The organism is Pseudonocardia sp., assembly GCF_050246655.1.
Lineage (GTDB): Bacteria > Actinomycetota > Actinomycetes > Mycobacteriales > Pseudonocardiaceae > Pseudonocardia.
Genome location: NZ_JBFWVQ010000011.1, coordinates 15,882 through 38,819 on the forward strand (window position 1 = coordinate 15,882; position 22,938 = coordinate 38,819).

Genomic DNA, 22,938 nt, shown 5'->3' on the forward strand with positions numbered 1-22,938 from the left:
TCGATCCCGTCTCCGCCGAGGGTGGGGAGGACTTTTCCGCCGGTCGCCTCCTTGACCCAGGGGAAGTCGTCGTAGCCGTCGAACCACTCGCGGGTCGCGACCGGAACCACATCCAGGGCGAGCACGAGGTCCTGGTCGTTCCAGCCGACGGTGACGACGTTCGTGGGGTTCCTGGGAATCTCGGTCTCGCCGAACTTGTGCGTGACGGTGACGGAGTTGTCGACGGGGTCGGCGGCGGGTGTGGAACCGCAGCCGGCCAGGACCGCGACGGCGGCCAGCAACGCGGTGATCGCCGCACCCGCCCGGGTGCCGCGACCCCGGAACCCCCGCCTGCTCCCGGTGGAGAGACCCGTGCAGTGCGGTTGCATCAATCCCCCAGCCGTGAAGTTAGCTGAGGCTAGCATTACTCAGCGGGCGCGCAGGACGTGCACCTCACCGTCGACGGCGAGCCCGGCCCGGTCGCCCCGGCGCCAGTGCGGCGCCGCGGCGGCGACGGCCGCGACGGGCGGCCCGTCCGGGCCATCGACCTGCACGCGCTGTGCCGAGCCGGTGAACTCGACCGTCCGGACCGTGACGGTCGAGGTCCCGGGCGTCCCCGGGGCGACGAGGCGCACCTGCTCGGGGCGGACGACGGCGACGACCTCGCCCGCCGGGCTCCCGCCGGGGCAGGGCAGCACGCCGAGGGCCGTGCGGACGGTGCGGCCGTCACCGCGTCCGGGAACGAGGTTCGCCTCCCCGAGGAACGAGGCGAGCCACGGGGTCGCCGGACGCGCGTAGAGCTCGCGCGGATCGCCGACCTGCGCGATCCGGCCGCCGCGCAGGACGGCGACGCGGTCGCTCACCGACAGCGCCTCGCGCTGGTCGTGGGTGATGAGCACGGCCGTGGCCCCGGCCTCGCGCAGCACGTCGACGACCTGGGAACGCACGTCAGCGCGCAACGCCGCGTCCAGGCTCGCGAACGGCTCGTCGAGCAGGACGACACGCGGGCGTGGGGCGAGCGCGCGGGCCACCGCGACCCGCTGGCGCTGCCCGCCGGACAGCTCGTGGGGCATCCGGCGCTGCGCCCCCGCGAGATCGACGAGCGCGAGCAGCTCCGCGACCCGCTCGCGGCGGTCGGCGCGGGAGCCCCCGCGCAGCCCGAACGCCACGTTGCCCGCGACGTCGAGGTGGCCGAACAGGGCTCCTTCCTGCGGGACGAGGCCGATGCCGCGCCGCCCCGGCGCGACACCGCGCAGGTCGCGCCCGCCGAGGACGACGCTGCCGGCGCGGGGCCGGTGCAGCCCGGCGACCGTGCGCAGCAGGGTGGTCTTGCCGCTGCCGCTGGCGCCGAGCACCGAGAGCAGCGCGCCCGCGGGGACGTCGAGATCGACACCGTGCAGGACCGGCGCGCCGCCGTAGTCCGCGACGATGTCGCGCAGCTCCAGCCTCACCGCGACGCCCCCGGGCGGGCCAGCAGCGCGGCGGGGACGCAGGCGAGCAGGACCAGCAGCAGCGCCGCGGGTGCGGCGGCGCCGTAAGCCCCGGCGGAGGTGCGCTGCCACAGCTCGGTGGCGAGCGTGTCGACCCCGATCGGGCGCAGCATGAGCGTCGCGGGCAGCTCCTTTATCGCTGTCACCATGACGAGAAGTCCGGCCGCAGCGATCCCGGGCCGGGCAAGGGGCAGCGTGACGGTGAGCCAGGTGGCGGCGCCGCCCCGGCCGAGGGTGCGCGACACCTCCTCGACGGCGGGTGGCACCCGCGCCACGGCCGAGCGGGCCGAGCCGATCGCCTTGGGCAGGAACAGCACCGCGTACGCGACGACCAGCATGAACGCGGTCTGGTAGAGCGCCGGCACCGCGTTCAGCGAGAAGAACACCAGCGAGAGCCCGACGACGATCCCGGGCAGCCCGTGGCCGAGGTAGGCCGCCGACTCGACGGTGCCGACGAGCGCGCCCCGGTACCGCGCGGCGAGCACCGCGACCGGGACGGCCAGCGCGACGGCGAGCACGGCCCCGCCCGCGGCGAGGGCGAGGGTCGCGACGGCCGCGTGCAGCAGGCCGGCGACGTCGACGCCGTACCGGGTGCCCTCGACGAGGCGGGCGAGCAGCACGCCGACCGGGAACAGCAGGCTCGCGCCCGCCACGGCCGCGAGCCCGGCCACGGCGACGGCGGTGCCGGCTGCGCCGAGCTGCACCGGCGGGAGCCGGCGCGTCGTGACGTCCGCGCGTCCGCGCACCCAGCGCCGCCGCGCCATCCGCTCGGCGGCGACCAGCGCCAGCGTCAGCACCACGAGCACGAGGGCGAGCACGGCGGCGGTCGCCCGGTCGAACGTGCCCTCGTACGCGGCCCGGATGGCCCAGGTGAAGGCGTCGTACTGCAGCAGCGCGACGGCGCCGAAGTCCGAGAGTGTGTAGAGCGCGACGAGCAGCGTCCCGGCGAGCGCGGCGGGCAGCACCTGCGGCAGCGTCACCGTGACGAACGTGGCGACGGGGCCGCTCCCGAGCGTGAGGGCCACGTCCTCCAGGCCCGTGTCGGCGGTGCGGAAGGCGGCGGCGACCGGCAGCGTGACGTACGGGGTGCAGGCCAGCACCATCACCACGGCCAGGGGCGCGAGCCCGCGGGTGCCCGGCCACGTCGAGACGACGGCGAAGGCGAGCAGGTAGGACGGCACGGCAAGGGGCAGCGCGGCGAGCACCCACCACAGCGGCGCCAGCGGCAGCCGGACGCGGGCGAGCAGCCAGCCCGTCACGATCCCGAGGAGCAGGCAGCCCGCGGCGACGGTGAGCACCAGGACGAGCGAGCTGGCCGCGAGGGTCCAGGTGCGCTCGCGGCCGAGCACGGCGACGAGGCGCTCGGGCGACCTCGCGACCCGCACGGCGAGGTAGGCCAGCGGAAGCGCGGCGGCGAGTGCCGCGACGGCCGCGAGGCCCAGCGTGACCGGGGCGCGAAGCGGCGAGGGGTGTGCGCGGCGCCGCCTGCGCCCGGGGGCGCAGACAGAGCCACCGTCACTGCGGGATGCGCGATGACGGCGGCCTTCCCCGCCTCGGGCGGCCGACGGGAGCGTCAGCGATCCGGAGGCGTCCAGCTCAGATCAGCCCCACGTCGGTGAGCAGCGTGACGGTCTGCTCCAGCGAGGCGAGGTCGGACAGGTCGAGATCCGGGCCGTCCAGCTCGTTCAGCGGGGGTACGCCGGTCGGCCCGGCCACGTCGCCTGCCAGCGGGTACTCGGCCGTCTCCGCGGCGAAGTAGGCCTGCGCCTGCGGCCCGGCGAGGAAGGCGACGAGCGCGCGGGCGTCGGCGGATCCGGCCGCGCCGGAGAGGATCGCCGCCCCCGTCACGTTGACCAGCGCCAGCGGCGTGCCCGGGTCGCCGAACGCGATCTGGGCGCGCAGCGCCTTCGGGTCGGTCTCCGAGCCGGCCCAGTAGTAGTGGTTGATGAGCCCGAGGTCGACGGCACCGGTGTTGACGGCCTCCAGGATGGCGCCGTTGCTCTGCATGATCTGCGGCTGGTTGGCGATCAGGCCCTGCAACCAGGCCTTCGCGGCCTCCTCGCCCTCGCTCACACGCACCGCGGTGACGAACGCCTGGAAGCTCGCGTTGGTCGGGGCGATCGCGATCTGGCCGCGCCAGCGCGGGTCCAGCAGCTCCTGCAGCGTCCCGGGCACGTCCGCGGCCTGCACCTCCCGGCTGTCGTAGGCGACCACGCGGGCCCGCCCCGTGAGCCCGACCCAGGAGCCGTCCGTCGAGCTGAAGTCCCGGTCCACCGCACCGGTGATCGCGTCGGGGAGCGTCGCCAGCCGTCCCTGGGCCGACAGTGCCCCGAGCGCGCCGGCGTCCTGGGAGAGGAAGACCTGCGCCGGGGTCCGGTCGCCCTCCTCCAGGAGCTGGGCGGCCATCTCGGTGGTGGAGCCGTACCGGGTCTCGACCCTGATCCCCGATGCGGCCGTGAACTGCTCGATCAGCGGGCCGACGAGGTTCTCGTCGCGGCCGGAGTACAGCACCACGGTCCCGGTGCCGCTCGCGGCGGGCGCGTCGGCAGGGGCCGGTTGCTCCGCTCCGCCACAGGCGGTGAGGGCGAGGGCGGCGAGCCCGGCGACGACGCCGGTCAACGCGAGGGGGCGGGGTGTGCGCATGCGGAGGCCTCTGGTCGGTCGGGAGCGTGGGCGGATCGGCGGTACAGCGCCTCAGGGGAGGCTAACCTTCACGGGAACCGATCCGATCTCCCGAAGATTGAGGGGTGGACATGCCGCCTGCGGCGCGCCCGTCGGTCGTCCTGGTCGACGACCACCGCGTCTTCGCCGACGCCCTCGCCCTCGCGCTGGCCACCCAGCCGGATCTGCGGTGCGGCGGGATCGCCCACACGGTGGCGCAGGCCGGGGAGCTGCTGGGCGCGGCCGCCGACGTCGCGCTCGTCGACCTGGACCTGCCCGACGGCAGCGGCCTGGCGCTGGTCGAGCAGTACGCGCCGCACGTCCCGATGATCGTCCTCACCGCGCACGTCCGGGTCGATCTCGCCCGGCGGGCCGCGGCGGCGGGGGCAGCGGGCTTCCTCGGCAAGGACGCCTCGCTGTCGGAGATCCTCGACGCGGTGCGAGCCGCGCTCACCGGCGTCCCCGTCCCGTCGCGGGAGCCGGTCGCGCCGGTGCACCTCACCGCCCGCGAGCTGGACGTGCTGTCGCGGCTCGCCCGCGGTCGCGACGCCAGCCGCATCGCCGCCGACCTCGGCATCTCGCTGCACACCACCCGCGACCACATCCGGGCGGTGCTCGCGAAGCTCGGCGCACACAGCCAGCTGGACGCGGTCGTCCGCGCGGACCGGCTCGGGATCGTCGCCGTCGGGACGGGGCTGTAGCGGTGGTCCGTGCCACGCTGCTGCGCCTCGCGACGGCGTCCGTGCTCGCCGCGGCGCTGCTCAGCGCCCTGGTGACGGTCGGCGTGTGGCGGATCGGGGAGGCCGAGGGGGAGCGCACGGCGCAGCGGGTGTCGACGCAGGTGGCGGCGGCGGTGCTCGTGTCGCTCGCCGGACGGGATTTCACCGATCCCGCGCGCGTCGACCGTCCGGCTCTGCTGGCCGATCTCGCGCCGTTCCTGGACTCCGGGATGATCTACCGGATCAAGGTGTGGGCGATCCGCGGCGAAGCGGCCTGGGTCGCGTTCTCCGACGAGCAGCGCTACGAGGCCACGTCGCGGCCCTTCGACCCGGGGCTCGCCCGCCGCCTCGACGCGGGTGAGGTCGTCGTCTTCGGCGTCCGGGACGACGCCGAGCACCGCTACGAGTCCGACCGCGCCGACGGCCTGCGGGAGGTCTTCATCGGCTTCCGGGACGCCGTGGGCAACCCCGCGCGCCTGGAGGTCTACGTGCCCGTCGACGTCGACGGGACGGTCCGCTACGCCATGGTCGTGCTGCTGCCGCTCGCGCTGCTCGGGGTGGCGCTGCTGGCGACGGCGATGCTGCCGCTCGCGGTGGCCCTCGGCAGGCGCATCGACCGCGACCGCCGCGAGCGCGAGGACGCGCTGCACTACGGGCTCGCCGCGGCCGAGCTCGCCCGCCGCGAGCTCGCCCACGAGCTGCACGACGGCGTCATCCCGGGCCTCGCGAGCGCGGGACTGCTCCTCGACGCCGCGGCGACGGTCGGGCCGCCACGGTCCGCGACACTCGTCGCCGACGCCCGCGCCCGCATCCGCGACGACATCCGCCAGCTCCGCTCGTTGCTCTCGGGGCTGACCTCGTCATGCGCCGGTCCGGCCGAGGCACTCGGGCGGCTGGTGGCGGGCATGCAGGGCGGCCCACGCATCGACCTGGAGATCGCGGACGGCCCGGAGATCGGCGACGGCGCCGTTACGCTGCTGCACCGGGTCACCGGCGAGGTGCTGCGCAACGCGGTCACCCACAGCGGTGCCTCGCACGTGCGGGTGCGCATCCACGTGCGGGACGGGTTGGTGCATGCCGTGGTCGCCGACGACGGCGGCGGGTTCGACCCGGCCGCGCCCGCCCGGCCGGGCCACATCGGGCTGCTGCTGGTGCGCCGCGCTGTCGAGGACGCCGGCGGGACGATCGCGATCCGCACCGGGGCGGGAACGGGTACCGAGGTCGAGATCACCCTGCCCGCCACGATGTCCGGCTCACCGAGCGGGTCGGTCAGCGGCCCGCCGCCGGGCGGTGGATCCGGGCGGTGACGCTCAGCCCCGGCCGGATCTCCACGCCCGCGGTGTCGGTGAACGCCACCCGCACCGGGATCCAGCGGTCGGCGGGCTGCGGGTTGGTGGGATCGGAGTCGAGCGCGGGGTAGGCGGTGAACCGGTCCGCGGTCGCGAGCGGGATCGCCGTGACGAGCCCCGTGAGCGTGACGCCGGGGTAGGCGTCCACGGCCATGTCGACGCGCGCGCCGGGACGGACGTCGCCGATCTCGCCTGCGGGCACGCGCGCGGTGACGTAGATGTCGCCGAACTCGTACGCGGTGGCCAGCCGCGTGCCCTGCGTGACCCACTGGCCGTCGGTCACGGAGCTGCGCACGACGGTGCCCCGTCCCGGAGACTTGATCGTGAGCTGCGGGCCGGAGGCCTGCGTGCCGACCCGGATCCGGCCGACCACCTCGCGCTCGCGCAGCGTCGAGCCGACGCCGATCCGCCACCGCGTGACGGTGCCGCTCGCGGGCGCGACGATGTCGACGGCCGTCCCGTCGATCTGGGCGTTGTCGGTGGTGACGTAGCGGGCGGTGACGAGCAGGTAGTGCGTGGCGAAGCCCGCCGTCTCCAGCACGACGAGGAGCGCGACGACGGCCAGGCCGATCTTCGTGAACCGGGTGAACGGGCGGCGGGTGCGCATGCTCAGTGGGCCGCCGCCATCGCCCCGGTCGCGGGCTTGCCGGAGGGCAGCAGCAGCGCGATCACGACACCGCCGAGGCACACCCAGCCGGTGATCATGAACGCGCTGGAGTAGGCGTCGGTGAGCGCCGCCGTGACCGTCTGCTGCCAGAGCCCGAGCAGCCCGGCCGGGCCCTCCTGTGCCATCCCGACGACCTGCGGATCGGTGGCGGCGTACTCGCCGAGGAGCGCGGAGCGGTCGGCCATGTACTGCGCGCGGTCCGTGCCGAGCATCGCGGTGAGCATGCCGAGCCCGAACGCCGCGCTGACCCGCTGGGTGAGGGTGTTGAACGCGCCCGCCGAGTCCGACTGCTCGTCCGGGACGGCGGCGAGCCCGCCCGTCATGATCGGCATCATGCCCAGCCCGAGGCCCGCGCCGAGGACCACCAGCGCCCAGACGAGGTCGGCCAGCGGCATGTCGGGGGTGATGTCCGCGAGCATGAGCATCCCGATGCCGGCCAGGGCGAGCCCGGCGACGGCGAGCCACCGGGCACCGATGCGGTCGTAGAGCAGGCCCGCGACGGGCATGAGGACGGCGAGGGTGAGCGCCTGGGGCACCAGCGCGAGCCCGGTCTCGATGGGGCCGAGGTTGCGGGCGGGCCCCTGGAGGAACTGCGGGATGTAGAAGCTCACGGCGAAGAGCCCCACCGAGAACGTCGACACGAGCGCGAGCGACACGACGTACTCGCGCACGCGGAAGATGCGCAGGTCGATCAGCGGGTGCTCCACCTGCCGCTCGATGATCACGAACAGCAGCAGGAGGTTGGACGCGACGGCGAACAGGGCCAGGACGGGGTAGCTCGTCCAGCCCCAGTCCGAACCCTCCTCCAGGGCCAGGAGCAGCGCGAACAGGCCCCCGGCGATGGCGACGAACCCGAGCACGTCCAGGGGCCGGTCGCGGCGGCCGGGGATTTCCTTGAGCACGATCATCGCCGCGATCGCGCCGAGGATCCCGATCGGGACGTTGACGAAGAAGATGAAGCGCCAGTTGGCGTACTCGGACAGGTAGCCGCCCAGCGTCGGCCCGAGTGCGGGCGCGACGACGACCCCGAGGCCGTAGAGGCCCATCGCGGCACCGAGCCGCTCGCGGGGGACGAGGGCGCGCAGCATCACCAGGCAGGTGACGGGGATGATGCCCGCGGGGATGCCCTGCAGGATGCGGAAGCCGACGAGCGAACCGATCCCCCCGGCGAGGCCGCAGAGCATCGAGGTGGCAGCGAAGGCGAGCATGCAGAGGACGTAGACGCGCTTGGAGCCGTACCGGTAGCCCAGCCAGGCGCTGATCGGCACCATGACGCCCTCGGTGAGGCTGTACGCGGTGCTCACCCACTGGCCGCTGCTGGCGGTGATGCCGAGGTCGGTCTGCACCACCGGCATCGCGACGTTGACGATGCTGATGTCCAGCACGGACATGAACATGCCGACGATCAGCACGGACAGCGGCAGCAGCCAGTTCTCCCGCGGTGCCGTCGCGCCGGGCGCGGTCGGGGCGCCGTCCGGGGTGGTCCGGGTCGGGGCGGCGGTGTCGCCGGTGTCGCCGGTGTCGCCGGTGTCGCCGGTGTCGGCTGCGTTCACCGCGTCCACCGCGTCGACCGTGCCGACGGCGTCGACCTGCTGCGTCATGGCGGCGCTCCGTGTCCATGAAAACGGGGAGTGGTCCTCCGTTTTCGGCAGGATACGCGGTGGCGCCGCCGCCGGCGGCGGTCGGGCGGATCAGCCCATGTCGTGCAGGACGCGGCCGATGTGCTCGCGCTCGGGCTCGCCCACCCCCGCGTCCGGCAGTGGGCTGGGGTCGGCCGGGCGCAGCGCGTCCAGCAGCAGCATCAGGTGCCGCCGCCACACGCCGGGTGCCGCCTCCCCGGCGACCGCCATCACGGACCGGGCCGAGGCCAGCAGCAGGCCGAGGTCCTCCACATCCACGTCCTGGCGGACCGTGCCCTCGCGCTGGGCCTGGACGAGCAGGCGCTGCAGCGTCGCCCGGATCTCCGTGATCATCGCCTCGAGTGCCGGGGTCGCGTCGCAGGTCCGGTCCGCAAGGCAGCCCAGCTCGAACCCGGCCGGGCCCACGGTGAAGAGCTCCGCGACGAACCCGGCGAGCGCCTCGCGGGCGTCGTCGACCGCCTGGTAGCGGGCGAGCACCGCACCGGCGCGGTCGCGCAGGTCGGCGAACACCGCGTCGTAGAGTTCCTCCCGCGTGGCGAAGTGCCGGTACAGCGTCGCGTTGCCGACCCCGGCGCGGCGGGCGATCGCGTCCAGCGCGACGTCGAAGCCCTCGTCGCGGAACGCCGACATGGCCGCGTGCAACAGCAGCTCGTGGTTGCGCGCAGCGTCCCGGCGGGGCCGGCGCGCGGGCCGCCCGTCCGTCGGACCCGGAGCCGTAGCTTGCGGCACGTCGATCGCCTCCCGGACCGTGCCCTTCAGGGAACGGTCACCATGAACGCGCGCCTGCCGGCTCCGGTCACGGCCGACCACACGCTGACCGGCAGGGTACGCCTGACGGCTCAGGCGGGGCGGCGCATCGCCCGGCGCCTGCCGTGCCGGGCCTCGGCCTGCGCGCGCAGGTCGGCGCAGGCCTCGCAGCGCCTGCCCTCGGGCACGCACATCGGCGAGGCGGCGACGACGGCGCCGCAGACCGCGCGGTAGCGGCCGGTGACGGCGCGGGTGAACTCGGTGTCCGCGATCTCGTGCGTGATGGAGGTCAGCGCGCACACGAGGGGCACGGTGACGACCGGAACGGGCCGGGGGGTGGGATGCGCGGTGTGCGGGGGTTGCTCCCCTGCCCGGCGGAGGCGCAGTCGGCGCACCGGACCTCCTCCCAGCCGGCGGGCGGTCGTCGCCCTGAGTGATCACTTCTCGGCCATCGTCGCCGAAGGGGCGCCCCTCGGCAAGGGTTCGGGGATGGCCGGATCGGGTCGTTCCTCACTCGTTCGAGTGAGCACCGTGGTCGGCGGGAGCGATGCTGGTCGGCGGCACCAACCCGGCGTCGCCCGGTTGCAGGACCACCATGACGAACCGGACGGCCTCGTCACCCGCGCTCGCGTACCGGTGCGGGGAGTGGGCTTCGAACATCACCGTGTCGCCGGCGTCGAGGCGGTGGCCGGTGCTTCCGACCTGCAGGTCCAGGTGTCCGGAGGTCACGGACAGCACCTCGACGGTGCCGGTGGGATGGGCCTCGCCGTCGAAGTCGTCGCCGGGCTGGAGGGTCCAGTCCCAGAGCTCGACGACGTCGGGCGGGTCCGTGCCGATGCGGAAGACGGCGCTGCTCCCGGCTGCGCTGCGCCACAGCTCGGCGGCCTCGTGGCCGCGGCGCACGACGACGCGGGGGCCGTTGTCGCCCTCGACGAGCGAGCCCACGCCGACCCGCAGCGCCGCGGCGAGGTTGCAGAGCGTGGCGATGCTGGGGTTGCCGCGGGCGGTCTCGATCTGGATGACGGTGCCGCGGGAGACCCCCGCGGCGGCCGCCAGGGTGTCGATGGTCATGCCGCGCTGCTGGCGCAGGGCGCGCACGTTGCGGCCGACGGCGGCGGCGACCTCGTCGGAGGACTGCATGAGATCAGTATGCGGCCATTGTGACGTACTACGCCGGATAGTCTGTTGTACTGCCGCGGGCGACGACGTACGGTACTTCCTGCTGTCCTGTTGAGTCTATTTCGTTGTACTGCGAGGGTGTTCGATGTCCGTCCCGGCAGCGCTGCCGTCCGCGGTCTTCTACGGCGTGGGTGACTTCACCGGCGGGCTCGCTGCCCGCCGCGCTCCCGTCCTCACCGTCACGTTCGTGTCCCAGGTCGCGGGCCTCGCGCTCCTGCTGCCCGCCCTGGTGCTGCTGCCCGGCGCACCGTCGCTCGCCGCTGCGGGCTTCGGCGTGGTCGGCGGCCTCGCCGGAGCCACGGGCGTGCTGCTGTACTTCCGCGGCCTCGCCGTCGGGCCGATGGGGGTCGTGGCGCCGCTGTCGGCCGTCGTCGGGGCGGGCCTGCCGCTGGCCGTCGGCCTGCTGCGCGGGGAACGGCCCGGGGCGCTCGCCGCCGTCGCCATCGCGATCGCGCTCACCGCGATCTGCTGCGCCACCGCCGGGTCTCGCGCCGACGCGGCCGCCACCTCGGGCATCGCGCTCGGGCTCGCGGCCGGGCTCGGGTTCGGCCTGTTCTTCGTCGCGATGGACGCCGCGCCGGCCGACTCCGGCCTGTGGCCGCTCGCCGCCGGGCGGGTCGCGTCAGTGGCGGTGCTCGCGGCCGTCGTCGCCGCGCGCAGGCCGGGCGGGATCGGCGGCGGGACCCGCCTCGCCGTCGTGAGCGGGATCGCGGACACCGTCGCCAACGTGCTCTTCCTCGTCGCGACCCGGATCGGCGACCTGGGGATCTCCGCCGTGCTCGTGTCTCTCTACCCGGTCGTCGTGGTGCTGCTGGCGCGCACCGTGCTGCGCGAGCGGCTCACCCCGATGCAGCTCGCAGGGACGGGCCTCGCGCTCACCGCGAGCGCCCTGCTCGCCGGCAGCTGAGCCGTCGCCGGGAGGATCAGGGTCGCCAGGACGGCAGCCAGAGCTGCGCGTCCCACGCCTCGTGGGTGATCGGCACCCCGGTGAGGATCGGCCACAGCCAGGCGAAGTTCGCCACCGCGATACCCACCCACAGCGCCACCACCAGGAGGCCCGTCCGCCGCCGCTCGGACGGCGGCTGCATCCGTCCGCGCTCGCCGCGGCCCAGGATCGCGCCCATCGTGAGCACGATCGCGAGCACCAGGAACGGTGCCACGGGGGTCATGTAGAACAGGTACATCTGCCGGTCCACGTTCGCGAGCCACGGCAGCACCCCCGCCGCGTAGCCGGTGAGGACGGCCGCCCAGCGCCAGTCCCGGCGCGTCACGGCCCGCCAGAGGCCGAAGGCCAGCACCGGGAGCGCGGGCCACCACAGCGCCGGCGGCCCCACCAGCATCACGGCACTCACGCACTCCGGCGCCCCGCAGCCCGTGACGTCCGGCCCGGACGCGTAGTAGTAGAGCATCGGCCGCAACGCCATCGGCCACGTCCACGGCTTGGACTCCCACTCGTGCTGGCCGCTCGCCTGCGTCGTGAGGCCCTCGTGGAAGGCGAGCACCTCGCGCGTGTAGTGCAGGAGCGACAGGAACGCGTCGCCCGCGACGTGCCGCTCGATGGCCGTCTCGCTGCCGAACCACGCCCACCACGACGCGAGGTAGACGAGCACCGGTGCCACGCCGAGCGCCCACACGGCCGGGCCGAGGTCGCGCACCGCCGTGCCGGCGAACGGCCGTTGCACCCCCGCCGATCGTCGGGCCGTGATGTCCCAGGCGATCGTCAGCACCCCGAACGCGATCACCCAGTACGCCCCGGACCACTTCACCGCGCAGCTCGACCCCAGGAGCACGCCGGTCGCGAACCGCCACCAGCGCACGCCGAGCCGCGGCCCGTACGGGCTCTCGTCGACGCGGCCCTCCGCCACCACCAGCGCCATCCGCGCCCGGACGTCGTCGCGGTCGCACAGCAGCGTGGCGAACGCGGCCAGCACGAACAGCGCCGCGAACGAGTCCAGCATCCCCATCCGCGACTGGACGTGGGAGAGCCCGTCCACGATCAGCAGGACGCCCGCGATCCCGGCGAGCAGCGTCGAGCCGGTGAGGCGCCGGGCGATCCGGACGATCAGCAGGATGCAGAGCGTCCCCGCCAGGGCCGAGGCGGCCCGCCACCCGAAGCCGTCGTAGCCGAACACGAGCTCGCCCAGCGCGATGAGCTGCTTGCCGAGCGGCGGATGGACGACCAGCGCGTAGCCGGGGTTGTCCTCCACCCCGCCGTTGCGCAGCATCTGCCAGGCCTGCGGGACATAGTGCTTCTCGTCGAAGACGGGCGTGCCGGCGTCCGTCGGGAAGCCCAGGTTCGCGAACCGCACCACACCGCCGGCGAGGGCGAGCAGGACGGCGACCACCCAGCCGCGCAGGCGGTCCTCCGGGCGCGGCGGCAGGGCGGCGGCCCGGCCGGGGGTGTCCAGCGGCGGGGGCAGGCCCAGCGGGCGCACGTGCGCGGGCGGCTCCTCGTCGGCGGGCCTGCTGGCGACCCGCGGACGTACGTCCACCGCCCCGCTCGCCGTGCCGTCCCCCACGGAGCCCGATCGTAGGCTCACCGGTCATGGACGACGTCGGCGGCGACACCGGGCGGCTGCTGATCGCCGCGACCCCCCTGGGCAACGCGGGGGACGCCTCCGCGCGCCTGGTCGAGGCGCTGGCGACCGCGGACGTCGTCGCCGCCGAGGACACGCGGCGGCTGCGCGCGCTCGCCGCCGCGCTGGACGCGCCGGTGCGGGGACGGGTGGTCAGCCACTACGACGCGGTGGAGGCCGCGCGGCTGCCCGGCCTGCTCGACGAGGTCCGGGCGGGGCGGACGGTGCTGGTGGTGACGGACGCCGGGATGCCGGCGGTGTCCGATCCGGGCTACCGGATCGTCGCCGCCGCGGTCGCCGAGGGGCTGCCGGTGACGTGCCTGCCGGGGCCGTCCGCGGTGACGACGGCGCTCGTGCTCGCGGGGCTGCCCGCGGAGCGCTTCTGCTTCGACGGGTTCGCGCCGCGGCGGGCGGGGGAGCGGCGGCGCTGGCTCTCGGAGCTCGTGACGCAGCCGCGGGCCGTGGTGTTCTTCGAGTCCCCGCACCGGCTCGCCCACACGCTCGACGACGCCGTCGCCGTCCTGGGTGGGCAGCGGCGGGCGGCGGTGTGCCGGGAGCTGACGAAGCGCTACGAGGAGGTCGTCCGCGGCACGCTCGCGGAGCTGGCGGACTGGGCGCGCGGCGGGGTGCGCGGCGAGGTGACGGTGGTGCTGGAGGGTGCGGGGCCCGCTGCGGCGCCGTCGGCGGAGTCACTGGTGGGAGCCGTCCACGAGCGGGTGGCCGCGGGCGAGCGGTTCAAGGACGCCGTCGCGGCCGTGGCGGAGGCCGCCGGGGTGGCCAAGCGGGAGCTCTACGCCGCGGCCCTGGCCGACCGGGGATGACTCATCGCCGGTCCGCTCTCCAAGCGGCGTGGGCTGCGTCCCCTGATGGAGGCCGGGCTCTACCGCGCCGCGAACGACTGGCGCGTCCCCGACCAGCTCTACTGCCGACCCGAGAACTTCTCCGACCGCGGCGCCGAAGGCGCCGAACTCGTCGTCGAGGTCCGCTCGGAGGGCGACGAGACGTACCGCAAGCTGGAGTTCTACGCCGCCCTCGGGGTGGGCGAGGTGCTGGTGCTGCACCCGCAGCCGCGCGCCGTCGAGCTCTTCCGGCTCGTCGAGGAGAAGTACGTGCAGGTGTCCCCGGCCGCGGACGGCGCGGTGCTCGTCGAGACGCTGGGCCTGCGGGTCGCGGCGGCATCGGACGTGCTCCGGCTGACCTGGGACGGCGGGTCCGCGGACGTCTGACCCCGACGTCCGGGCCACTCTCGCGCGGGCCGTGGAGCTAACCCGCCGAGGGGGCGCTCTCCCGCCGCGGGAACGGCCGCCACCGCGCCACCGGCTCGACGACACGCGCCGCGATCGGCCCGAACACCGCCATGAGCAGCACGTACGCGGTGGACAGCGCCGCCAGGTCGTTCGGCACCGCGGCGTAGGCGACGGCGAGCCCGGCGATCACGATCGAGAACTCGCCGCGCGCGACGAGCGCGGCCCCGGCCCGGGCCCGCCCGAGCTTGCCGATGCCCTGCATCTGCGCCGCCCACCAGCCCGTCGCGAGCTTGGTGGCCGTGGTCGCGACGGCGAGGACGATGGCCCAGCCGATGACGGGCGGGATCGCGGCGGGGTCGGTGCTGAGGCCGAACACGACGAAGAAGACCGCGGCGAAGAGGTCGCGCAGGGGTTCGAGGAGCTTGGTGGCGTTGTGCGCCGTGGAGCCCGAGATCGCGATGCCCAGCAGGAACGCCCCGACGGCCGCGGACACCTGCAGCGCCGACGCGATCCCCGCGACCAGCAGTGCGAGGCCGAGAATCTTGAGCAGGAACACCTCGCGGTCCGGGGAGTCCACGAGCGCGGAGACGAAGCGGCCCCACTTGAGCGCGACGACCAGGACCACGGAGATCACCGCGACCGAGATGGCGACCGCCGAGATCCCGCCCCACAGCGACACCCCGACCAGCAGCGCGGTGAGGATCGGCAGGTAGAGCGCCATCACGAGGTCCTCGAACACGAGGATGGACAGCACGACCGGGGTCTCGCGGTTACCGAGCCTGCCGAGATCCGCGAGGACCTTCGCGATGATCCCGGACGACGAGATGTAGGTGACCCCGCCCATCACCATCGCTCCGACCGGGCCCCAGCCGAGGATCAGGGCGACGGCGACGCCGGGGGCGGCGTTGAGCACGATGTCGAGCAACCCCGCGCCCCAGGACCGCCGCAGGCCGGTGAACAGCTCGGACGCCGAGTACTCCAGGCCCAGCAGGAGCAGGAGCAGCACGACGCCGACCTCCGCGGCGAGCCCGGTGAAGTCGCCGATGTCGCCGAGCGGGATGATCCCGCCGGTGCCGAACGCGAGCCCGCCGAGCAGGTACAGCGGAATCGGCGACATGCCGATCCGTTGCGCCAGGCGGCCGAGCAGGCCGAGCCCGAAGAACACGGCTCCGAGCTCGATGAGCTCCAGCGCGGTGTGCTCCATACGTCAGCCGTGCGCGAGGATCTTGGCGGCGTGTGCGAGTCCCTCACCGGTCCCGACGGCGACCACGAGGTCGCCTGCGGCGAGCAGGAAGTCCGGCCCCGGTGACGGGTGCACCTGGCCCGCGCGCATCACCGCGACGAGCGACACCCCGGTGCGCGTGCGCATGCCGGTGTCACCGAGCGGCCGCCCGTCGAACGGGGAGTCCGCGTTGATCGGGAGCTGCCTGGTGCGGATGCCGGGCAGGTCGCGGTGCTCCTCCGCGAGCTGGGCCACGAGCTGGGGCGCGCCGAGCAGGTTGGCGAGCGCCCCTGCCTCGTCGTAGGTCAGCGGGATCTCGGCGATGCTCGCGTCGGGATCGTCGGCCTTCGAGACGATCAGCTCGAGCGTGCCGTCGCGCAGGCTGATGACGCCGATGCGGCGGCCGCTGCGCAGCGCGAAGTCCTTGCGGACCCCGATGCCGGGAAGGGGGGTGACCTCGACGTTCACTCCGTCACCCTAACCGCCGGTAACGGGGCGCTCCGGCGGGATATCAGATTAGTATTACTAACAATGTCTGCCACCCGAACGCTCGTCCTCATCGGGGTCGTGGTCGGCGGGTTCAGCCTCCGCTCGGCCACCGGCAGCCTCGCCGCCGTGATGGACCGGGTGCAGAGCGACCTCGGGATGAGCCCGGCCGTCGCGGGGCTGCTCACGGCCCTGCCCGTGATCTGCTTCGCCGCCGTCGGTGCGCTGACGCCGCGGATGGCACGCCGGCACGGCCCGGAGTGGGCGATGGTCGCCGGGCTCGTCGCGATCGTCGCCGGCCTGGCCGGTCGGGCCGCCGCACCGGGCGCCCCGACGTTCCTGCTGGGCAGCCTGCTCGCGCTCGCGGGCGCCGCGGTGGGCAACGTCGTCGTCCGGCCGCTGGTGAAGCGCTACTTCCCGGATCACCTCGGGCCGCTGTCGGGCCTCTACGCGATGAGCGCCGCCGCGGGGGTGGGCGTCCCGGCGGCGCTGACGCTGCCGCTGGGGGACGCGCTGGGCGGGTGGCGCGGCGGGCTCGCCGCATGGGCGCCCGTCGCGGTGATCGGGCTCCTCGTGTGGCTGCCCGTGCTGCGGGAGGCCCGGCCCGAGGACGTGACGCCGCGCACCGGGCCGCCGCTGTGGCGCGACCGCACCGCCCTGGCGCTCACGGCGTACTTCGGGTTGCAGGCGCTCGGTGGCTACTGCGTCTCGGGCTGGCTCGCCGTCATCTACATCGACGCGGGCGTCGCCCCGCACACCGCCGGGATCTACCTCGCGCTCACCGCGATCCTCGCGGTGCCGTTCATGCTCGGCATGCCCGTGCTCGCCGCCCGGGGTCCCGGGTGGACGAGCGGGCTCATGATCGGGATGTGGGTGACGGTCTGCGCGGGCTACGCCGGGCTGATGGTCGCGCCCGCGAGCCACGCGCTCGTGTGGGCGCTGCTGCTGACCGCGGTGCATCCGGGCTTCTCGATCGCGGTCGTCCTCATCGGGCTGCGCAGCGCGACCCCGGCGGCGACGGCGCGGCTCTCGGCGATGGTGCAGTCGGGCGGGTACGCGCTCGCCGCGGCCGGGCCGTTCGCGATGGCGGTGCTGCGCGGCACGAGCGGTGGCTGGACGGTGCCGCTGCTGCTGCTTGTCGTCACCGCAACGCTGCAGCTCGCCGTCGGGCTCGTCGCCGCCCGCCCCGGCACCGTGGACCAGTCGCATCCCGTGCACCCCGCCGAGCGTGCGTCCGAACGCGCCCCGGCCGGGCGCTGACACCGTCAACGGGCAGATCATGTCGGCGGTGCCCGTCCCGACCGGGCCGAAAGTCGCTCGTCGGTGGCGAATACGCTGGTCGTATGAGTTCCTCCGTGCTGACCGCCGTGGCGTGGCCCTACGCCAACGGACCCCGGCACATCGGCCACGTCTCCGGATTCGGTGTGCCCTCCGACGTCTTCTCGCGCTACCGGCGGATGGTCGGCGACCGGGTCCTCATGGTCAGCGGCACCGACGAGCACGGCACCCCGATCCAGGTGCAGGCCGACGCCGAGGGCCTCAAGCCGCGCGACCTCGCCGACAAGTACAACCGCGTGATCGTCGAGGACCTCGCGGGCCTCGGGCTCGCCTACGACCTGTTCACCCGCACCACCACGGGCAACCACTACGACGTGGTGCAGAAGCTGTTCCTCGCGCTGTACCGCAACGGCTACGTCGTCACGAAGACGGCGATGGGCGCCATCAGCCCGTCCACCGGGCGCACGCTGCCGGACCGCTACGTCGAGGGCACCTGCCCGATCTGCGGTTACGAGCACGCGCGCGGCGACCAGTGCGACAACTGCGGCAACCAGCTCGACCCCGCCGACCTGATCAACCCGCGGTCGAAGATCAACGGGGAGACGCCGCAGTTCGTCGAGACCGAGCACTTCTACCTGGACCTGCCGGCGTTCGCGGACTCCCTGGGCAACTGGCTCGCCACCCGCACGGACTGGCGGCCCAACGTGCTGAAGTTCTCGGCCAACCTCGTCGAGAACCTCAAGCCGCGCGCCATCACCCGCGACCTGGACTGGGGCGTGCCCATCCCGCTCGACGGCTGGCGGGACCTGCCGATGAAGCGGCTCTACGTGTGGTTCGACGCGGTCATCGGCTACCTGTCCGCCTCCGTGGAGTGGGCCCGCCGCTCCGGGGACGCCGACGCCTGGCAGCAGTGGTGGACCGACCCGGCCGCCCAGGGCTACTACTTCATGGGCAAGGACAACATCGTCTTCCACTCCGTGATCTGGCCGTCGCTCCTGCTCGGGCAGAACGGGCAGGGCGACCGGGGCGGCGAGCCGGGCGCGTTCGGCACGCTGAACCTGCCCTCGGAGATCGTGTCGTCAGAGTACCTGACGATGAGCGGGTCGAAGTTCTCCACCTCGCGCGGCACGGTCATCTACGTCGGCGACTTCCTGCGCGAGTTCGGGCCGGACGCGCTGCGCTACTTCATCGCCGTCGCCGGGCCGGAGAACCAGGACACGGACTTCACCTGGGAGGAGTTCGTCCGCCGCACCAACTTCGAGCTGGCCAACGAGTGGGGCAACCTCGTCAACCGGTCGATCTCGATGGCCCACCGGAACGTGGGTGCTGTCCCGAAGCCGGTCTCGCCGACGGACGCCGACGCGGAGCTGCTCGCCGTGTCGCGGGCGGGGTTCGACGCGGTGGGCTCGCTGCTCGGCCGCAACCGGTTCAAGCAGGCCGTCACCGAGGCCATGCGCGTCGTCACCGCCGCCAACCGCTACCTGTCGGACCAGGAGCCGTGGAAGCGCAAGGACGACCCGGACCGCCGCGACACGATCCTGCACACGGCGCTGCAGGTGGTGCAGGACGCCAACACGCTGCTCACGCCGTTCCTGCCGCACGCCGCGCAGCAGGTGCACGAGGCGCTGGGCGGCACCGGGGTGTGGGCGGCGCAGCCGGAGATCCAGGTGGTCTCGGATCTCGATGTCGGCCCGGACTACCCGATCCTCACGGGCGACTACGCGGGCGAGCAGGCGCGGTGGGAGTCCACGCCCGTCGAGATCGGGCGGCCGCTGGTGAAGCCGACACCGATCTTCGCGAAGCTGGACCCGAAGCTCGGGGAGACGGGCCCGGAGTGGGCGCCGATCCGGTGACACCGGTGCCCCCGGTGCCCCCGGTGCCGCCCCGCGAGTTGCGCATCTCGTCAGGGCGAGTTGCGGGTTTCGTCGGCGCGGGTGGCGCGCTGGGCCCGGGACGAGCAGCAGGTGGCACGGTCGCAGGCGGAGGCGCCGCATGACCGGGCCGTACGGGCGCCGTGAGCGCCCCGAGCCCCCCGCACCGCTCGCCGCCCCCGCCATCGACGCCCACACCCACCTCGACGCGTGCGGTTGCGTGACCGCCGACGACGTCCGCGCGGCGATGGACCGGGCCGAGGCCGTCGGCGTGGTCGGCGCGGTGACGATCGCGGACGACCTGCCGTCCGCCCGCTGGGTCGTGCAGGCCGCATCCTGGGATCCACGCGTGCGTGCCGCCGTCGCCCTGCACCCGACCCGGACGGCCACGGTGAGCGACGCGGACCGCGCCGAGATCGCCGCGCTCGCCGCAGCCCCCGACGTCGTGGCGGTGGGGGAGACGGGCCTGGACCACTACTGGGACCACAGCCCGCACGACGCCCAGGAACGCGCCTTCCGATGGCACATCGATCTCGCCAAGCGGCTGCGCAAGCCGCTGATGATCCACGACCGGGACGCCCACGACGACGTCCTGCGCGTGCTGCGGGAGGAGGGCCCGCCGGAGACGGTGATCTTCCACTGCTTCTCCGGGGACGCGGCGATGGCGCGGGTCTGCGCGGACGCCGGGCACCTGATGTCGTTCGCCGGGCCGGTCACGTTCCGCAACGCCCTTGACCTGCAGGAAGCTGCCCGTGTCGTGCCCGACGAGCTGCTGCTCGTGGAGACCGACGCGCCGTTCCTCACCCCGCATCCGCACCGCGGGCGAGCCAACGAGCCCTACTGTCTGCCGTGGACGATACGAGCGCTCGCCGCATTACGGCAGGTCAGTGAGGTGGAGCTGGCGGACCTCACCCGGCGGAACGCCGAGCGGACCCTCGGCTTCGGTCGGCTGCACGTCTCTCCCGGCGACGGCCGGGATGCGCGCTCGGCGTAGGAGACGGACCGCTCGGCGCTGCCTGCGTGTCGTGGCGACGCCGCCCTGCGCACGCTCCGTTACCGTTCCGACATCAATTGAAGCCGGGATGAGGAACGCTCCCCAGCAGGGCGGGCACGGTGGTCGGGGTGCTCCCCGAGGCCCTCGGCCACCGTCTCGCGCCTCCTCTGCCCGGACCTACGACGCTTGGACTTCCGTGGTCGACGTCCGATGGGACTCCGGCGCGCTCCCCGACTCGCGCCGCGCGGCTCGTGTCGCGGTGCTGCCGCACCCGGACGAGCCGGTGACGGCGGCGTTCGCGGCCGTCGAGCCCTTCGGGACCACCGACCCCGGCCTGCGCGCAGGCGAGGCACACACGGACCGGTTCGAGCCCGTGGTCGGCACCTCGCCCGGTGGCGGCCTGCGGCCCGCCTCCCCGGGTGCCGATGTCGACGAGCTCGACCCCTATCGCGACACCCCGTTCGACCCGTCCGCGTTCGAGCTCCTGGACACCCCGCCCGGCGAGCCGTCCGTCCGCGCGGACGGCCCGATCGGTCCGTGGCGCGGTACCCCGGGAACGCTGCCGCCTGACACGGAGGATCCGGCACGGCCCCGCCGATCGCAGGCGAACCCGGAGCTCGCAGCCGATCCCGAGGCGCCGTCCCGTCGCCGCACCCCGGCGGGCCTCGCCGGCCCGCCGCTGCCCGACCCCGCCCCGCCCCGCGCGGGCGCGCACCGCCGCTCGCGCGCGGACCGTCGGCGGGCGGCGCAGCGGACGCACGCGATCCGGATCGCCGCGGTGGCGGGCGCCGTGTCCGTCGTCGCGGGCGGGGGCACCGCGCTGGCGATGGGCAAGTCGGTCACGGTGACCGTGGACGGTGAGCAGCGCACGTTCACCACCTACGCCTCGGACGTCGCCGGGGCGCTGGAGTCCGCGGGGCTCGCGACCACCGGCCGCGACCGCGTCTCGCCCGCGCCGGGTACCGCGATCACGGACGGCGCCGAGATCGTCGTCGACCGGGCCCGCGAGCTGCGGCTCGTGGAGGCCGGCGTCGAGCGCCGGGTGTGGACCACCGCGCCGTCGCTGGACCGCGCGCTCGTCGATCTCGGGATCGCGGCGGCGCCGAACCAGATGTCGCTCGACCCCGGCACCCGGATCCCGGTGGACGGCCTGCAGGTGGCGCTCAGCGTGCCCCGCGTCGTCACGCTGACCGACGGGAACGGCGCGCGGCACCAGGTCACCACCACGGCGGGGACGGTCGGTTCGCTGCTCGCCGAGCGTGGCATCACCCTCGGACCCGAGGACGTCGCCGTCCCCGGGGTCGGCACGGCCCTGACCGATGCGATGACGGTGCACGTCGTGCGCAACGGGGTCCAGGAGGTCGTGGAGACCTACAAGATTCCGCAGCCCGAGCAGGTGGTCGAGGATCCGTCGTTGCCCCGCGGCGAGCGGGTCGTCCAGGAGGAGGGCCGTCCGGGCGAGCAGACGGTGATCTACCGCGTCACGATCCGTAACGGCGCGGAGGTCGCGCGCGAGCGGGTGCTCGCCGGTGCCGTGACCCCGCCGACGCCGCGGATCGTGCGGGTCGGCACGAACGACGACGTGTCCACCGCGCCCGCGGTCGCGAACGGCAGCGTGTGGGACCGGCTCGCGAAGTGCGAGTCCACCGGCAACTGGTCGATCAACACCGGCAACGGCTACTACGGCGGCCTGCAGTTCGACCTGCGCACCTGGGCGGCCTACGGTGGCAAGGAGTACGCCGCCCGGCCCGATCTGGCGAGCCGCGAGGAGCAGATCGCGGTCGCCGAGCGGGTGCGCAAGGACCGTGGCGGGTTCAGCGCCTGGCCGGGGTGCTCGCGCAAGCTCGGCCTGTAGCGCCCGCCGGGGCACGGCGTGCGGTGGCGGGGCGGGATGATGCGCGGGTGACGTCGCAGCTGCTCGGGCCCGCCGAGGTCCGGTCGCTGGCGGAGCGCCTCGGGATCCGGCCGACGAAACGGCTCGGGCAGAACTTCGTCCACGACCCGAACACAGTGCGCCGCATCGTGCGGGCCGCCGGGGTGGGCTCCGACGACGTGGTGGTCGAGGTGGGGCCCGGGCTCGGCTCGCTCACGCTCGCGCTGCTCCCGGCCGTGGCGCACGTGCACGCCGTGGAGATCGACCCGGTCCTCGCCGCCCAGCTGCCCGCCACCGCCGCCGAGCGGGCGCCGGAGCTCACCGGCCGGCTCTCCGTCGTCGCCGCGGACGCGCTGCACGTCACCGCAGCCAAGCTGGTGCCGCCCCCGACGGCGCTGGTGGCCAACCTGCCCTACAACGTCGGCGTCCCCGTGGTGTTGCACCTGCTCGCCGAGCTGCCCGGCCTGCGCCGCGGGCTGGTGATGGTGCAGGCCGAGGTGGCGCAGCGGCTCGCGGCGGGTCCCGGCAGCCGCGCGTACGGGGCGCCGAGTGTGAAGCTTGCCTGGTACGCGTCGGCGAAACGGGCGGGTGCGGTGCCGCGGGCGGTGTTCTGGCCGGTGCCGAACGTCGACTCGGAGCTGCTCGCGTTCATCCGTCGGGAGCCGCCGACCGGCGAGCGCGAGACCGTGTTCGCGCTGGTGGACGCCGCGTTCGCGAGCCGGCGCAAGTCCTTGCGGGCCGGGCTCGCGGGGTGGTTCGGCTCGCCGTCGGCGGCCGAGGAGGCCCTGCGTGCCGCGGGCATCGACCCGAGCGCGCGGGCCGAGACGCTCGGCGTGGCGGAGTTCGCGCGGCTCGCGGAGGGTCGAGCCGGGGCCGGTAGGTCCGGCGGCCGCCGGGATCCGCGGCCGTCTGCCGAGGGGACCGGCGACTCGCGCTGATGAGATCCGCAACTCGCCGCTG

General features: G+C 74.5%; 21 protein-coding genes and 1 pseudogene. 10 read left to right on the forward strand and 12 right to left on the reverse strand.

Annotated elements, in window-relative coordinates:
- The 4 genes and pseudogenes from AB7J25_RS06140 to AB7J25_RS06155 form a co-directional block, all read right to left on the reverse strand.
- Positions 1–368: pseudogene (locus tag AB7J25_RS06140) on the reverse strand (hypothetical protein); the annotation flags it as partial.
- Between the two features lie 39 nt (positions 369–407).
- Positions 408–1,430, reverse strand: a complete 1,023-nt coding sequence (locus tag AB7J25_RS06145) for an ABC transporter ATP-binding protein (RefSeq protein ID WP_428505950.1) — start codon at positions 1,428–1,430, stop codon at positions 408–410.
- Positions 1,427–2,854 (reverse strand): ABC transporter permease, encoded by a 1,428-nt coding sequence (locus tag AB7J25_RS06150; RefSeq protein WP_428505952.1) that lies wholly within the window; start codon positions 2,852–2,854, stop codon positions 1,427–1,429. The genes AB7J25_RS06145 and AB7J25_RS06150 overlap by 4 nt, the downstream gene beginning before the upstream one ends.
- 211 nt (positions 2,855–3,065) lie before the next feature.
- Positions 3,066–4,112 carry an iron ABC transporter substrate-binding protein gene (locus AB7J25_RS06155; protein ID WP_428505954.1) on the reverse strand — a complete coding sequence of 349 codons (1,047 nt, stop codon included), beginning with the start codon at positions 4,110–4,112 and terminating at the stop codon, positions 3,066–3,068.
- Positions 4,113–4,222: 110 nt separating this feature from the next.
- On the opposite strand from AB7J25_RS06155, the gene AB7J25_RS06160 reads away from it, so the two are divergent.
- Both AB7J25_RS06160 and AB7J25_RS06165 read left to right on the forward strand, forming a co-directional pair.
- Entirely contained in the window at positions 4,223–4,831 is a 609-nt protein-coding gene (locus tag AB7J25_RS06160; RefSeq protein WP_428505955.1) for a response regulator, read from the forward strand.
- Positions 4,832–4,833: 2 nt separating this feature from the next.
- Positions 4,834–6,156: a sensor histidine kinase gene (locus AB7J25_RS06165; RefSeq protein WP_428505957.1), complete on the forward strand. Its 1,323-nt coding sequence runs from the start codon at positions 4,834–4,836 to the stop codon at positions 6,154–6,156.
- On the opposite strand, the gene AB7J25_RS06170 is transcribed toward AB7J25_RS06165, so the two are convergent.
- The 5 genes from AB7J25_RS06170 to AB7J25_RS06190 all read right to left on the reverse strand — a co-directional run bounded on the left by AB7J25_RS06170 (position 6,119) and on the right by AB7J25_RS06190 (position 10,392).
- Positions 6,119–6,805 (reverse strand): HlyD family efflux transporter periplasmic adaptor subunit, encoded by a 687-nt coding sequence (locus AB7J25_RS06170; protein WP_428505959.1) that lies wholly within the window; start codon positions 6,803–6,805, stop codon positions 6,119–6,121. The two genes, AB7J25_RS06165 and AB7J25_RS06170, sit on opposite strands and share 38 nt — an antisense overlap.
- A gap of 2 nt (positions 6,806–6,807) precedes the next feature.
- Entirely contained in the window at positions 6,808–8,466 is a 1,659-nt protein-coding gene (locus tag AB7J25_RS06175) for an MDR family MFS transporter (RefSeq protein ID WP_428505961.1), read from the reverse strand.
- A 90-nt stretch (positions 8,467–8,556) separates the two neighbouring features.
- The gene (locus AB7J25_RS06180) at positions 8,557–9,234 is read right to left on the reverse strand and encodes a TetR/AcrR family transcriptional regulator (RefSeq protein ID WP_428505963.1); all 678 of its coding nucleotides are present in this window, start codon (positions 9,232–9,234) and stop codon (positions 8,557–8,559) included.
- A 110-nt stretch (positions 9,235–9,344) separates the two neighbouring features.
- A complete protein-coding gene (locus AB7J25_RS06185) occupies positions 9,345–9,554 on the reverse strand; it encodes a hypothetical protein (protein ID WP_428505965.1) in 210 nt (69 codons plus the stop codon).
- Between the two features lie 208 nt (positions 9,555–9,762).
- On the reverse strand, positions 9,763–10,392 hold the full coding sequence (locus AB7J25_RS06190) for a helix-turn-helix domain-containing protein (protein ID WP_428505967.1): 630 nt from the start codon (positions 10,390–10,392) through the stop codon (positions 9,763–9,765).
- Between the two features lie 124 nt (positions 10,393–10,516).
- Between AB7J25_RS06190 and AB7J25_RS06195 the strand changes: the two genes are divergently transcribed.
- Positions 10,517–11,338, forward strand: coding sequence for an EamA family transporter (locus AB7J25_RS06195; protein ID WP_428505969.1), 822 nt, complete (start codon positions 10,517–10,519; stop codon positions 11,336–11,338).
- Between the two features lie 16 nt (positions 11,339–11,354).
- Here AB7J25_RS06195 and AB7J25_RS06200 read toward each other — a convergent pair whose 3' ends face one another.
- Complete coding sequence (locus AB7J25_RS06200; protein WP_428505971.1) at positions 11,355–12,950, reverse strand: dolichyl-phosphate-mannose--protein mannosyltransferase; 1,596 nt, start codon at positions 12,948–12,950, stop codon at positions 11,355–11,357.
- 26 nt (positions 12,951–12,976) lie between these two features.
- Here AB7J25_RS06200 and rsmI point away from each other — a divergent pair, with 26 nt between their 5' ends.
- Entirely contained in the window at positions 12,977–13,828 is an 852-nt protein-coding gene (gene rsmI, locus AB7J25_RS06205; RefSeq protein ID WP_428505973.1) for a 16S rRNA (cytidine(1402)-2'-O)-methyltransferase, read from the forward strand.
- 45 nt (positions 13,829–13,873) lie between these two features.
- Positions 13,874–14,233, forward strand: coding sequence for a Uma2 family endonuclease (locus AB7J25_RS06210; protein ID WP_428505975.1), 360 nt, complete (start codon positions 13,874–13,876; stop codon positions 14,231–14,233).
- A gap of 37 nt (positions 14,234–14,270) precedes the next feature.
- Here the strand turns inward: AB7J25_RS06210 and AB7J25_RS06215 are convergent, their stop codons facing one another.
- The gene (locus AB7J25_RS06215; protein WP_428505977.1) at positions 14,271–15,458 is read right to left on the reverse strand and encodes a cation:proton antiporter; all 1,188 of its coding nucleotides are present in this window, start codon (positions 15,456–15,458) and stop codon (positions 14,271–14,273) included.
- A 3-nt stretch (positions 15,459–15,461) separates the two neighbouring features.
- Positions 15,462–15,944 carry a cation:proton antiporter regulatory subunit gene (locus tag AB7J25_RS06220; protein WP_428505979.1) on the reverse strand — a complete coding sequence of 161 codons (483 nt, stop codon included), beginning with the start codon at positions 15,942–15,944 and terminating at the stop codon, positions 15,462–15,464.
- 63 nt (positions 15,945–16,007) lie between these two features.
- On the opposite strand from AB7J25_RS06220, the gene AB7J25_RS06225 reads away from it, so the two are divergent.
- The 5 genes from AB7J25_RS06225 to rsmA all read left to right on the forward strand — a co-directional run bounded on the left by AB7J25_RS06225 (position 16,008) and on the right by rsmA (position 22,916).
- The gene (locus tag AB7J25_RS06225) at positions 16,008–17,222 is read left to right on the forward strand and encodes an MFS transporter (RefSeq protein ID WP_428505981.1); all 1,215 of its coding nucleotides are present in this window, start codon (positions 16,008–16,010) and stop codon (positions 17,220–17,222) included.
- Positions 17,223–17,305: 83 nt separating this feature from the next.
- Complete coding sequence (gene metG / locus AB7J25_RS06230) at positions 17,306–19,093, forward strand: methionine--tRNA ligase (RefSeq protein ID WP_428505983.1); 1,788 nt, start codon at positions 17,306–17,308, stop codon at positions 19,091–19,093.
- 139 nt (positions 19,094–19,232) lie between these two features.
- On the forward strand, positions 19,233–20,105 hold the full coding sequence (locus AB7J25_RS06235; RefSeq protein ID WP_428505985.1) for a TatD family hydrolase: 873 nt from the start codon (positions 19,233–19,235) through the stop codon (positions 20,103–20,105).
- A 196-nt stretch (positions 20,106–20,301) separates the two neighbouring features.
- A complete protein-coding gene (locus tag AB7J25_RS06240) occupies positions 20,302–21,960 on the forward strand; it encodes a transglycosylase family protein (protein WP_428505987.1) in 1,659 nt (552 codons plus the stop codon).
- Positions 21,961–22,007: 47 nt separating this feature from the next.
- Positions 22,008–22,916 (forward strand): 16S rRNA (adenine(1518)-N(6)/adenine(1519)-N(6))-dimethyltransferase RsmA, encoded by a 909-nt coding sequence (rsmA, locus tag AB7J25_RS06245; RefSeq protein WP_428505989.1) that lies wholly within the window; start codon positions 22,008–22,010, stop codon positions 22,914–22,916.
- Positions 22,917–22,938 lie beyond the last annotated feature (22 nt).

Coding starts and splice junctions, on each gene's coding strand:
- AB7J25_RS06210 (WP_428505975.1), top strand. CDS start 13,874: ATGGAGGCCGGGCTCTACCGCGCCGCGAACGACTGGCGCGTCCCCGAC.
- AB7J25_RS06195 (WP_428505969.1), top strand. CDS start 10,517: ATGTCCGTCCCGGCAGCGCTGCCGTCCGCGGTCTTCTACGGCGTGGGT.
- metG (WP_428505983.1), top strand. CDS start 17,306: ATGAGTTCCTCCGTGCTGACCGCCGTGGCGTGGCCCTACGCCAACGGA.
- AB7J25_RS06160 (WP_428505955.1), top strand. CDS start 4,223: ATGCCGCCTGCGGCGCGCCCGTCGGTCGTCCTGGTCGACGACCACCGC.
- AB7J25_RS06225 (WP_428505981.1), top strand. CDS start 16,008: ATGTCTGCCACCCGAACGCTCGTCCTCATCGGGGTCGTGGTCGGCGGG.
- AB7J25_RS06175 (WP_428505961.1), bottom strand. CDS start 8,466: ATGACGCAGCAGGTCGACGCCGTCGGCACGGTCGACGCGGTGGACGCG.
- AB7J25_RS06155 (WP_428505954.1), bottom strand. CDS start 4,112: ATGCGCACACCCCGCCCCCTCGCGTTGACCGGCGTCGTCGCCGGGCTC.
- AB7J25_RS06190 (WP_428505967.1), bottom strand. CDS start 10,392: ATGCAGTCCTCCGACGAGGTCGCCGCCGCCGTCGGCCGCAACGTGCGC.
- AB7J25_RS06170 (WP_428505959.1), bottom strand. CDS start 6,805: ATGCGCACCCGCCGCCCGTTCACCCGGTTCACGAAGATCGGCCTGGCC.
- AB7J25_RS06215 (WP_428505977.1), bottom strand. CDS start 15,458: ATGGAGCACACCGCGCTGGAGCTCATCGAGCTCGGAGCCGTGTTCTTC.
- rsmI (WP_428505973.1), top strand. CDS start 12,977: ATGGACGACGTCGGCGGCGACACCGGGCGGCTGCTGATCGCCGCGACC.
- AB7J25_RS06235 (WP_428505985.1), top strand. CDS start 19,233: ATGACCGGGCCGTACGGGCGCCGTGAGCGCCCCGAGCCCCCCGCACCG.